Annotated in this window: 10 protein-coding genes; 2 read left to right on the top strand and 8 right to left on the bottom strand. The window is 67.9% G+C overall.

The genetic code is table 11. From position 1 onward, the window contains the following. Nucleotides 1–53: 53 nt before the first annotated feature. Both KMW22_RS09545 and KMW22_RS09550 read right to left on the bottom strand, forming a co-directional pair. Nucleotides 54–572: a hypothetical protein gene (locus KMW22_RS09545; protein ID WP_221089817.1), complete on the bottom strand. Its 519-nt coding sequence runs from the start codon at nucleotides 570–572 to the stop codon at nucleotides 54–56. Between the two features lie 486 nt (nucleotides 573–1,058). After that, on the bottom strand, nucleotides 1,059–1,454 hold the full coding sequence (locus KMW22_RS09550; protein ID WP_221089818.1) for a hypothetical protein: 396 nt from the start codon (nucleotides 1,452–1,454) through the stop codon (nucleotides 1,059–1,061). 349 nt (nucleotides 1,455–1,803) lie between these two features. On the opposite strand from KMW22_RS09550, the gene KMW22_RS09555 reads away from it, so the two are divergent. Then, nucleotides 1,804–2,607, top strand: coding sequence for an alpha/beta hydrolase (locus KMW22_RS09555; RefSeq protein ID WP_221089819.1), 804 nt, complete (start codon nucleotides 1,804–1,806; stop codon nucleotides 2,605–2,607). Here the strand turns inward: KMW22_RS09555 and KMW22_RS09560 are convergent. The 5 genes from KMW22_RS09560 to KMW22_RS09580 all read right to left on the bottom strand — a co-directional run bounded on the left by KMW22_RS09560 (nucleotide 2,558) and on the right by KMW22_RS09580 (nucleotide 8,497). Further along, nucleotides 2,558–3,025: a hypothetical protein gene (locus KMW22_RS09560; RefSeq protein ID WP_221089820.1), complete on the bottom strand. Its 468-nt coding sequence runs from the start codon at nucleotides 3,023–3,025 to the stop codon at nucleotides 2,558–2,560. The two genes, KMW22_RS09555 and KMW22_RS09560, sit on opposite strands and share 50 nt — an antisense overlap. Next, nucleotides 3,022–3,747 carry a formate dehydrogenase accessory sulfurtransferase FdhD gene (locus KMW22_RS09565; RefSeq protein ID WP_328774652.1) on the bottom strand — a complete coding sequence of 242 codons (726 nt, stop codon included), beginning with the start codon at nucleotides 3,745–3,747 and terminating at the stop codon, nucleotides 3,022–3,024. The genes KMW22_RS09560 and KMW22_RS09565 overlap by 4 nt, the downstream gene beginning before the upstream one ends. 62 nt (nucleotides 3,748–3,809) lie before the next feature. Then, nucleotides 3,810–4,313, bottom strand: coding sequence for a DUF1641 domain-containing protein (locus tag KMW22_RS09570; RefSeq protein WP_221089821.1), 504 nt, complete (start codon nucleotides 4,311–4,313; stop codon nucleotides 3,810–3,812). Between the two features lie 60 nt (nucleotides 4,314–4,373). Then, on the bottom strand, nucleotides 4,374–7,358 hold the full coding sequence (gene fdhF, locus KMW22_RS09575) for a formate dehydrogenase subunit alpha (RefSeq protein WP_407928434.1): 2,985 nt from the start codon (nucleotides 7,356–7,358) through the stop codon (nucleotides 4,374–4,376). A 224-nt stretch (nucleotides 7,359–7,582) separates the two neighbouring features. Beyond that, entirely contained in the window at nucleotides 7,583–8,497 is a 915-nt protein-coding gene (locus KMW22_RS09580; protein WP_221089823.1) for a cation diffusion facilitator family transporter, read from the bottom strand. Between the two features lie 108 nt (nucleotides 8,498–8,605). Between KMW22_RS09580 and KMW22_RS09585 the strand changes: the two genes are divergently transcribed. Continuing rightward, nucleotides 8,606–10,816, top strand: a complete 2,211-nt coding sequence (locus KMW22_RS09585; protein ID WP_221089824.1) for an ATP-dependent helicase — start codon at nucleotides 8,606–8,608, stop codon at nucleotides 10,814–10,816. A 562-nt stretch (nucleotides 10,817–11,378) separates the two neighbouring features. Here KMW22_RS09585 and KMW22_RS09590 read toward each other — a convergent pair. Continuing rightward, nucleotides 11,379–11,852, bottom strand: coding sequence for an NUDIX domain-containing protein (locus KMW22_RS09590; RefSeq protein ID WP_221089825.1), 474 nt, complete (start codon nucleotides 11,850–11,852; stop codon nucleotides 11,379–11,381). Nucleotides 11,853–11,879: the final 27 nt, after the last annotated feature.

The following is an 11,879-nucleotide window of genomic DNA, read 5'->3' on the forward strand; positions in this document are numbered from 1 at the left end:
TGGGTGGGTCGTGGGCTGTTTCCACTGCCCACTCGCCACTCCCTCCTCGCCCCCTACGCCATGCCGCAGGCCCGCTGCACCAGCAGGTGCAGTTCGTCGCGGCCCAGGCGGCGCACCTCCAGGGGCAGGTCCGCCGGCAGGTCGCTGAGGCCGGGCACAATGGGCGCAAAGCGGAACTCGGGGCGGGCGATCAGGTCGCGCCGGGCGGTCAGGGCCAGGGTGAAATCCACGCGCAGTTCAAAGTGGGCGTTCAGTTCGGCACGCAGGGGCGCGGGGTCGCCGGCCAGCAGGGCCACCAGGGCGGGGTGGGGCGCAAAGCCGTCTTCGAGGTGGGCCGCCGTGCGGGCGGTGTCCAGAAACACCCCGGCCCCTGGCAGCACGTAGCCGCTGATGCGCCGCCGGCAGACGTCCGGGGCGTCGCCGCGCACGGCGGTCACATGCCGCCCGGCCCGCGCCGCGCCGCCCAGCAGGGCCCAGAAGCGGCCCAGGCTGGAATACCGCGCCAGTTCCACATGGCCCGCCGGTTTGGTGGGCAGGGGCCGCGTGGGCCGGTCCGCAAGGGGAGGGGTCACGGCCTCATGCTAGCCCGGCCGTTCGGCCTGCACACCGCACAAGGTTACGGACTGGGGGTGACGGTGTGCTGGTGAGAGCTGACGGCGGCTCTGCGCGCAGCCAGCGGCAGCCAAAGGCGTCTCGCAAAGGTTGAGAGGTCGGGAGGGGCAGAGCGAAGGACGCTCTCCTGAACGCGCAACCCGTCCACTCCTCTGCCCTCTCTCCGTGACGGTCTATGGACGCCGGCATAAGCCTGGATCAGTGATAAGGCGTCCGGTTCATCCGTTCTTCCATCACGACCGGAGGGGCTCGCAGAGCGGCGCAGCAGAGAAGGAACAACGGTGACGGAGCGGAGGGGAAGCACCGAAGCGACGCGGAGGGGCTGCAACGGATGATCCGCATGAGTGGTCGGCTCGGCCGTTGGGCGGCTGTCTAACGCACGGTGAGCGTCAGTCGGGCCAACGTGTACGTCTCCCTCTTTCAGTAGGCTGCGGGGCAGCGCCGCGTTACTGAACCTCTTCAATACCCGGCCCTGCCAGGGAGTCGTGACGGTACGTCTTCCCGGACACTGCTTCGACGGTCAGGACGTAACCGGTCTTGTCGGCATTGGGGACGATTTCCGACCGGGCAACATTCTCTGAGCCTGGCAGGGCCGTCTGGCCCAGCACGCCGTCGGCACAGCTGCTGGTTTCGGGAAGAAACGCATAGTTCTTCCCGCCGGACTCGACTTTTTTGACCTCAATGCCCACCATGCACTGACGGATGTACGCCTGCGCGGCCGTGTTGACCGCGCGGGCGCGCGCTTCACTAAGCTGTCCGGCCGCTTCACCGATGCGTTCCGGCGCGCAGGAGGCAAGCGACAGGAGCAGGACACCGGACAGCGCAGCGTAAAGAGGGTTCATGCCGTCACCATACGGCCTGAGGCGAGGCCATGACTCACCAGATGAGCGTTGTGCCGCCCACCGTCGTCCCTTACAACGACTGATGCAGACTTATGCCGGTGTCAATGAATCGGATGACACCTCAAGAAGCAGACCAGCACTGTCTGAGACACATATCCTGTCAATCTGTCTTCTCCGACGCCCTCCCAGTTATGGGCTGTGCTCTGCAGCACTGGATTTTCCGGCAAAGGAATGTGGAGCAAGCACGCAGGAGTCATCGAACTTCCTGACGAGAGGGTTTGAACTTGCCTGCCAGAAGCGTTTGGAGACTTGCTCTCTGCGCCTGCCCCACCGCTGTAGCCTGGGCGGCATGTCCAGACGGTCCTTCCAGCCTCGCCTGTCGCCCCGCGTGCGTGCGTGGCTGGTGGGCGGGGTCTTGCTGCTGGCGGGCTACGGCCTGGGCCGCGCGCAGCCATTGCTCTTTCGCCCGCCGCTGGTGCCCGGCCAGGACGCGATCACCGACGCCGCCAGCCGCGAGGCGCGGGTCACGCTGGAGAGGGTGGGCGGGCCAGTCCTGAATATTGGGCCGGCGCAGGGGCCCGCACGGTTGCTGCTGGTTTTCTACCCCGGCGGACTGGTGCGCCCCCAGGCGTACGAGTGGCTGGGCCGGGCGCTGGCCGCGCAGGGGGTCCAGACCGTGATTCCGGCCTTTCCGCTGGACCTCGCCGTGACCACGCCCAACCGGGCTGAGGCGCTCATTGAGCACTATGCCCAGGGCCGGCCGGTGGTGCTGGCTGGGCACTCGATGGGCGGCGCGATGGCCGCGCAGTACGCGGCGGGCCACGCCGGGCAGCTGGCCGGGTTGGTGCTCATGGCGGCCTACCCAGCAGGCAACGTGAGCCTGAAAGGCCAGTCCCTCCCCACCCTGTCCCTGCTGGCCGAGCACGACCGCGTGGCGTCCCCCGACGCGGTGCGCGGCGGTCTGGCCCGCCTGCCAGACGGCGCGGCCCTGACCGTGATTCCCGGCGCGGTCCACGCCTTTTTTGGGCGCTATGGCCCCCAGTCGGGCGACGGCGTGCCCACCGTCAGCCGCGCCCAGGCCGAGGGCGACGTGCTGCGGGCGATCACGGGGTTTCTGGCGGGGCTGGAGGGTGCCACCCCCGCTCAGCGGTGAACACGGCCCAGGCGTGACTCCACACGAGGTCCGCGCCTTCCGGGTGAAGCCAGATCCGCCGCCCGGGGCCAGCCAGGGCCGTCATCGCCAGCGTCAGCCGGTCAAAGGCCGCTTCGTCGGGCACGTCGTTTGGGTGCAGGATCGCGGTCAGGGGCGGCAGCCCAAAGTTCACCATCAGGATGAGCCGCAACCCCGCCGGCTCCACATTCACCTCCAGTGTGTGCTCGGCACCCTCTACCAAAGCCCGGAGCGTGGCGGCGTCCGGCAGTGGCGCGGGCTCACCGTCCAGCAGAAAGGTCCAGGGCAGGGGAAAATCAGCCAGTGCGGTGCAGAGGCCATGCTCATCCAGGGCCTCCACGGTCAGTTCCAGCAGGGCACCGTCAAAGGTGAAGGCGTCACGCAGCTCGGCCCAGTTCACGACTTCACCCGCTCTGCCCCGCTGTATACCGTCACGCGGCCTTCGCGGGCAAAGCCACACAGGGTCACCCCAAAGGCCGCCGCCGTGTCCACCGCCAGACTGGTGGCCGCGCCCACCGCCACCACCACGGCAACGCCCGCCACCACGGCCTTTTGCACGATCTCGAACCCCGCGCGGCTGCTGACCACCAGCACGTGGTCCGTCAGCGGCAGCGCGCGGCGGGCCTGTGCCCAGCCCACCACCCGGTCCACGGCGTTGTGGCGCCCCACGTCCTCGAAGGCGGCCAGGAGGGTGCCCGCCGGCGTGAACAGCCCCGCGCCGTGCAGCCCGCCCGTCTGGGCAAAGCCCGGCTGGGCGGCGCGCAGCCCCTCGGGGAAGGTGGCCAGGGCCGCCGCGCTCAGGGGCCCGGCGGTCCACCCAGGCGCGGTGGCCCGCGCCAGCAGCCGCTCAATGCTGCCGGTCCCGCACACGCCGCACGCGCTGGACGACACCGCCAGCCGCGCCGCCCCCGCCAGCCGCTCGTGCTCGGGGGTGTGCAGGTGCCAGAGGTTCGGGTTTTCGCCGTCGGGGTTCAGGGCAAAGTGATCCGGCAGCAGCCCTTCGGCCACCAGCCAGCCCAGCAGCAGTTCACGCTCAAACCCCGGGGTGCGCATCAGGACGCCCAGGGGCAGTGGGCCGCCCGGGGTATGCAGCCGCAGTTCCAGCGGCTCCTCGCAGGCCACAGCGTCCTCCTGGGGCTGCCCGGCCGGAAAGCGCCGGACCGGCAGCCGGACACTGGGGCCCCTCAGCGGTTCACCTCGGTCTGGTTGGGCACAGGCGCGGTGTCGCCCTCTGCCCCGCGCAGGGCGCGGCCCATGCCCTTGAGCAGGGCAAAGATGGCCCCCAGGGCCACCTGCACGTCGCGGTCTTTCAGCAGGGCCAGCACCTCGCCCAGGCCCAGCCCCCGCCCGGCGGCCACGTGGCGCGCGCCCTCGTTCAGCCCGGTGGTCAGCGCGTGGCCCAGCAGGCCCACCTCGCGCGGGTCCAGGGTGCCCAGGGTCTTGCCCAGTTCGGCCACGTTGCGCAGCAGCGTCGTGCCGCCCGCGCCGCCCAGCTGGTGCAGCAGCGCGGCGCTCAGGCCCTCGCCGCCGCGTACGGTCTTGCCCAGCACGTCCAGCACCCCGTGGTCGTGCAGGGCGCGCAGCAGGGTCAGGCCCTCCAGCAGGGCTTCGGTAGAATCCTCAACCTCGCCCTGCAGGCGTTCCTGGGGCGTGGGCGGGCGGGGGGCATAATCCAGCGGCTTGGCCATAAAAAACCTCGGGGAGTGGGCGAAGGGTGCCTCGACCGTCAACAGGGCCAGTCGGCTGCTTTAGTCGTCGGTGCCCAGGGCGTCGGCGCGGGCATTCAGGCTGTCGCCGCGCAGGGGCTGCGGGCCGCCGGGAAACACGTAGTCGGGCCGGGCCCACTTGCGCGTCACTTCGGTGCCGGTCTGCGGGGTGGGGTGGCCCCAGCGTGGATTGCCCCGGGGCAATGGGTTGTCGCCCACCTCGGGCAGCACCTCCAGGCGCACGCTGGTGTCCTTGTAGGCAGGCGTGTTCGTCTGGCTGTCGCCGCCACTGCCGGTCAGGCGGTTCACGGCGGCCTCGGCGTGGCGGGCGTTCATGGGCAGGTACAGTTCGTGGGCCTGCACGCGGCTGGTCACCAACGCGCGCACCCGCACCGCCCCGTGCGGGCTGACCAGCCGCACCCACTGGCCGCTCTGCAGCCCGCGCTCGGCGGCCAGTTCGGGACTGACCTCCACGAAGGTATCCGGCACCTTGCCCGCCAGCCCCGGCACCTGAAAGGTCATGTTGCCCTCGTGAAAGTGCTCCAGCAGGCGCCCGCTGTTCAGGTGCAGGTCGTACTCGGCGTTTGGCGCAGAGGCGCGGGGCTTGTAGGTGGCGGGATGCAGGCGTGCCCGCCCGTCAGGGAAATGAAAGCGCTCGGTGTACAGCAGCGGCGTGTCGGTGCCGTTCTCGGCCACCGGCCAGCACAGCGACCCGTGCCCGGCCAGCCGCTCGTAGGTCACGCCGGCATAAAAGGGCGTCAGGCGCGCAATCTCGGCCATGATGTCGGCGGGATGGGTGTAGTTCCAGTTCGCCCCCAGCCGCTGCGCCACCGCCTGATAAATCTCCCAGTCGGCCCTGGTGCCTTTCAGGGGCGGCATCACGCGGTACAGGCGCTGAATGCGGCGCTCGGTGCTGGTAAACGTCCCTTCCTTTTCCAGCGAGGCGGCGGCGGGCAGCACCACATCCGCGTAGCGGGCGGTGTTCGTGAAGTACAGGTCCTGCACCACCAGAAAGTCCAGGGCCTCAAAGCCCCGCGCGAGGTGGTTCACGTTGGCGTCCGTGAGGCTCATCTCCTCGCCGGTTATCCACAGGCCCTTGAGAGTGCCCGCCAGCGCGGCGTCGGTCAACTGTGTGTTGTCCAGGCCACGTTCGGGACGCAGGGTCACGCCCCATTCGCGCTCGTGGCGCTGCACCGTCAGGGGGTCAGTGGTTTTCTGGTAACCGCTGACCTGATCGGGCATGGCGCCCATGTCACCCGCGCCCTGCACGTTGTTGTGCCCCCGCAGCGGGTAGGCCCCGGTGCCGGTGCGCCCGTAGTTGCCGGTCAGCAGCAGCAGGTTGCTAAGGGCCGCGCTGGTGTCGCTGCCGCCGCACTGCTGCGTGACGCCCATCGCCCACAGGATGCACACCCGCTCCTCGGCGGCGATCTGGTGGGCCAGCGCTTCCAGGGTGGCGGCGCGGAGGCCGGTCTCCTGCGCGGCAAACTCTAGCGTGTAGCCGGCGAGAGACTCGCGGTATTCGTCGAGCCCACTGACGCGGGTCTCCAGAAACGCCCGGTCCTCCAGCCCGTGGTCCAGGATGAACTTGCACACGGCGCTGATCCACACGAAATCCGTGCCGGGCCTGGGGCGCAGAAACTGGTCGGCGCGTCGGGCCATCTCGTGTTCGCGCAGGTCTGCCACGATCACCCGGGTGCGGCCCAGCTTCTGGGCGCGTTTGACGCGGGTGGCCAGCACCGGGTGACTCTCGGCGGTGTTGCTGCCCACGATCAGCACCAGACTGGCCTGTTCAATGTCGTGAATGGTGCCGCTGTCGCCGCCAATGCCCACCGTCTGCGACAGCCCCTTGGTGGCGGGCGACTGGCAGTAGCGCGAGCAGTTGTCCACGTTGTTCGTGCCGATCACCTGCCGGGCGAACTTCTGCACCAGAAAGATGTCCTCGTTGGTGCTCTTGCTGCTGGCCACGAACGCCAGGGCGTCGGGGCCGTGGGCGGCGCGAAGGCCCTCCAGGCGGCTGGCGATCAGGTCCAGGGCTTCGTCCCAGCTCGCTTCCCGGAAGCCTGTGGCCTCGCGGATCAGCGGCGTGGTCAGGCGCTCTGGGCTGTTCACATAGTCCCAGCCAAACTTGCCCTTCACGCAGGTGGAAATCCCGTTGGCGGGCCCCTGTCCAGGCTCCACCTTCAGAATCTGCCGCCCCTTGGTCCACACCTCGAAGGCGCACCCCACCCCGCAGTAGGTGCACACCGTCTTTGTTTTCTGAATCAGGCGCTCGCGCCCCGCCGCCTCAATCTCGGAAATGGCGGTGATGGCCTGCAGGCCGGTGCTGGCCTCCACGCCCTTGACCACATCGACGGCGGCGTTCCACACCGGCAGGGGAATGCCAGTGAACAGGCCGGCCTCGCCCAGCATGGTGTTTTCCATCAGGGCATTGCAGGGGCAGACCGTCACGCAGTGCCCGCACGACACGCAGCTGGAGTCGTTGATGGCCCGCCCGCCGTCCCACAGCACGCGCGGCTGCTCGGCTTCCCAGTTGATGCTCAGGGTTTCTTGCACCTGTACGTTCTGGCAGGCTTCCACGCAGCGCCCGCACAGAATGCACTGGTCCGGGTCGTAGCGGTAAAAGGGGTTGGAGTCGTCCCTGGGATACCCCTTGGGCCGAAAGGGCCGGGTCTGGTGCTGCGGCGCGAGCAGCGTCAGGGTGTTGTGCACCGTGCAGTTGCCGTTGTTGTTGTCGCACACGGTGCAGTACAGGTCGTGGTTGGCCACCAGCCGGTCGTAGGCGTCGCGCTGCGCGGTGCGGGCGGCCTGGGTCTGGGTGCGCACCACCATGCCCGCCCGCACCGGCGTGCCACAGGCGCGGCCCAGCGCGCCGTCAATCTCCACGGCGCAGGTGTCGCAGGTTTGCACCGGGCCCAGCTGCGGGTGGTAACACACCTGCGCCAGTTCAATCTGCGCGCGGTTGATGACCTCCAGGAGCGGCTCGCCCTCGTGCGCGGCCCAGGCCACCCCGTCCACCTGAATGCTCACCGCCGCGCCCCGTGGCGGCCGGGCCGGCCCCACCACCGAACGGAGCTGCGCGTCGCTTGGCACGTCTCTTTGCCCCATAAAGCCCCCTTGCGAACCTTGTGGGGAGTATAGGGGGTGGGGGCGGATGGCCGATGGTCGAGGGCGGATGGCAGAAGGCAAATGGCAGATGGCAAAACCGGCTTTTGGCCATCTGCTATCTGCCATCTGCGCGCTCCCCAGGGCGCCTACAGCACCAGGACCCCGTGATGCTTGGCCTGTTCCTGGGGTTCCACATGAATGGTGACGTTGGCGTCGGGCATTTCGGCGCGCAGGGCGTCTTCCAGGCGGTCGCAGATGGCGTGGGCCCCCGACACCGTCATGTCGCCGGGCACCACCATGTGGAACTCGATAAAGGTCACGCGGCCCGCGTGGCGGGTGCGCAGGTCGTGCATTTCCAGGGCGCCCTCGCCGTGTTCGCTGAGCAGCGCGCGAATGCGGCCCTCGGTCTGCGCGTCGACCGCCGCGTCCATCAGGCCGCCCACGCTGTCGCGCACCAGATGCCAGCCGCTGTACAGGATGTTCAGGGCCACCAGCAGCGCCAGCAGCGGGTCCAGCACCGGCAGCCCCGTGAAGCGGGCCGCCAGAACACCGATCAAGACGCCCACGCTGGTCACCACGTCACTCAGCACATGCCGCCCGTCGGCCAGTAGGGCGGGGGAACGCAGCGCCCGCCCCCGGCGCAGCAGCACCGACGCCCAGAGCGCGTTCAGCACGCTGGCGCCCAGGTTCACCGCCAGCCCAGCAAACGGCGCGTCCACGGGGCGCGGATTAAACAGTACCGGCCACGCCTCGCGGGCGATGCTGACAGCCGCCAGCACAATCAGCACGCCCTCGGCCACCGCGCTGAAGTATTCGGCCTTGGTGTGGCCGTAGGGGTGCCCGGCGTCGGCGGGGCGGGCCGCCACCCGCAGGGCGATGACCGCCGCCACGGCCGCCGCCACGTTGATGATGCTTTCCAGGGCGTCGGAGTACAGCGCTACGCTGCCGGTCAGGCCATAGGCCACGAATTTCAGGCCCAGGACCACCACCGCCACCACCACGCTGCCCAGCGCGAGCCGGGTGGCCGGGGACGTCTGCGGCGGAGCACTCGGGCCAGTCACCGAAGGAGCGTAGCAGGGTTAGGTGCGGCGAAAGGCGTGCCCCCAGCGGGGACAGCGCGCCCCTCGCCATTACGCCGGAAACAGAATCGGCCCTGATACAATTCTCCGGTGACCGCGCCCGATCTTCTCTCTCAGCTCAACCCCACGCAGGCCCAGGCCGCCGACCATTTCACCGGTCCCGCCCTGGTGATTGCCGGCGCGGGCAGTGGCAAGACCCGCACCCTGATTTACCGCATTGCCCACCTGATCGGGCACTATGGCGTGAACCCCGGCGAGATTCTGGCCGTGACCTTTACCAACAAGGCCGCCGCCGAGATGCGCGAGCGGGCCAGCCACCTCGTGCCCGGCGCCGATAAGCTGTGGATGAGCACCTTTCACAGCGCGGGCGTGCGCATTCTGCGGGCGTACGGCGAGCACATCGGGTTGAGACGCGGCTTTGTCATCTACGACGACGATGACCAGCTGGACCTGCTCAAAGAAATCATGGGGTCCATTCCTGGCATTGGCCCGGAGACCTCGCCCCGGGTGGTGCGCGGCATTCTGGACCGCGCCAAGAGCAACCTGCTGACGCCGAATGACCTGGACCGCAGCGGCGAGCCGTTCATTTCCGGCATTCCGCGTGAGGCCGCCGCCGAAGCCTACCGCCGTTATGAAGCCCGCAAGAAAAGCCAGAACGCCATTGATTTTGGCGACCTGATTACGGAAACGGTGCGCCTCTTTCAGGAAGTGCCCGGGGTTCTGAACGCGGTGCAAAACCGTGCCAAGTTCATTCACATTGATGAGTATCAGGATACGAACAAGGCGCAATATGAATTGACGCGCCTGCTGGCCTCCAGAGATCGCAATTTGTTGGTCGTGGGAGACCCCGATCAGTCGATCTATAAATTCCGTGGCGCGGACATTCAAAACATTCTCGATTTTCAAAAAGATTACCCGGATGCCAAAGTGTATCTGCTGGAGCACAATTACCGTTCCAGTGCCCGCGTCCTGACCATTGCCAACAAACTCATTGAAAACAACGCCGAGCGCCTGGACAAGACGCTGAAGCCAATCAAAGAGGACGGCCACCCCGTCGTCTTTCACCGCGCCACCGATCACCGCGCCGAAGGCGACTTTGTGGCCGAGTGGGTCACGCGGCTGCACAACCTGGAAGGCCGCAAGTTCACCGAGATGGCGATTCTGTACCGCACGAACGCCCAGTCGCGCGTGATTGAAGAGTCGCTGCGCCGGGTGCAGATTCCGGCCAAGATCGTCGGCGGTGTGGGCTTCTATGACCGCCGCGAGATCAAGGACATCCTGGCCTACGCCCGGCTGGCGATTAACCCCAGCGACGACGTGGCCCTGCGCCGGATCATCGGGCGCCCCCGGCGCGGCATTGGCGACACCGCGCTGGAAAAGCTGCTGGACTGGGCCCGGGTGAACGGCACCAGCCTGCTCACCGCCTGCGCCCGCGCCGAGGAAGACCGCATTCTGGACCGGGGCGCGAACAAGCCGGTGGAATTTGCCCGCCTGATGGAGGCGATGGGCGACGCCGCCGACAACTACGAGCCCGCGCAGTTTCTGCGGTACGTGATCGAAACGAGCGGTTATCTGGACCTGCTGCGCCAGGAGGGCCCCGAGGGCGCCGTGCGCATGGAGAACCTGGACGAACTGATCAACGCCGCGCAGGAGTGGTCACAAGAGCACGAGGGCACCATCGCCGATTTTCTAGACGACGCCGCGCTGCTCTCCAGCGTGGATGACATGCGCACCAAGGCCGAGAACAAGGGCGCCCCCGAGGACGCCGTGACCCTGATGACCATGCACAACGCCAAGGGCCTGGAATTTCCCGTGGTGTTTATCGTGGGGGCCGAGGAAGGGCTGCTGCCCAGCCGGGGCGCGCTGGTGGAGGCGGGCGGCATTGAAGAGGAGCGGCGTCTGTTTTACGTGGGTATTACCCGCGCCATGGAGCGCCTGTTCCTGACCGCCGCGCAAAACCGCATGCAATTTGGCAAGACGAACGCCGCCGAGGACAGCCGGTTTCTGGAGGAGATCGAGGGGCACTTTGACACCATTGACCCCTACGGTCAGGTGATTGAGTACCGTGCCAAAACGTGGAAGACCTACCGGCCCACCGTGCCTGCCGCTGTGAAGAACACCAGTCCGCTGACCAATGAGATGGCGTACCGGGGTGGGGAGAAGGTCCGGCACCCGAAGTTTGGGGAGGGGCAGGTGCTGGCGGTGGCGGGGGTGGGGGACCGGCAGGAGGTGACTGTTCACTTCCCGAGTGCGGGAACGAAGAAGCTGCTGGTGAAGTTTGCGAATTTGACGGCGGTTTGAAGGGGTATTTCGGTTTCGTTGCGGGGTTGCCCCACCCCCCAGCCCCCTACCCCAGAGGGGCAGGGGGAGCAGGCGTTGGCACTGGGCAAGAGTTTCTACTGGTGTTGGCGGGTTCGTTCCGTTCGATAACGTGTCCGGCTTCGACGCCATCCTCCGCCTTCGCGCAATGGCCCGCGCCCTTCGGGCACGACGGCCTCGCCTGGACCTGGGCGGTAGGGGGGCAAGAAGGCTTGGTGCGAGCAAGAAGGTTCTACTTTGAAGGGCAAAAGCAGCTCTGGCTCCTGGTGCTGTTCAAAGTAGAACCTCGTGCCCTAAGCGTCCCCACCCTTCACCCCTGCGGGGCGAGCAACGGAAGCCGTCGTGCGCGCAGCGCGCGGGCGTACGGCGATGGGCGGAGGCGGACCACGGTGTACAACGCGGGGCGAAGCCGGGCCGCCCCAAATCGTTAGTCAACGTTTGCCAGCGCAGCGCCGCTCCCCCCTGCCCCTCCGGGGTAGGGGGGCTGGGGGGGTGGGGCGAAGCCAGCAACCGAAATCGCCCAACACCCCACAAACCAAGCCCCCTACCCCTCCCGATTCACAAAATGCCGCACCACCCCCACCGGCACATCCAAAAGTTCCCTCACCACCAGCGGATACACCGCCACCTCCGCCAGCGCCCCAAACGCCACCCACTGACAGCTCACCTCGGCATGGTCCAGCGTGGCAAACACCCCATCCGGAACATCAGCCGGCGCCTCCATGTGATAGTAAAACCCCAGCTCGTGCTGCCGCCTTTCCGGCGGCCCGAAAAAGTTCTCCACCACCCCCACCAATCGCAGCGGCCCCGGCGCCACCCCCACCTCCTCCTGCCACTCGCGCCGCGCGGCACTCAGGGTGTCCTCGTTCACGGCCACCGCGCCGCCGGGCAGAAAGTGAAAGCCAGCGCCAAATTCGCCTGGGCCGGTGTTGGTGAGCAGGTGCCCGTCCCGGGTGCAGACAATACCCACGCGAACGCTGAACTTCAGGCCCCCCAGGGGCAGGCGAAGATCGGTCATGGGGGCAGTGTGGAGCTCACAGCTGGC

Origin of the sequence: Deinococcus aquaedulcis (genome assembly GCF_019693445.1) — a bacterium.
Lineage (GTDB): Bacteria > Deinococcota > Deinococci > Deinococcales > Deinococcaceae > Deinococcus > Deinococcus aquaedulcis.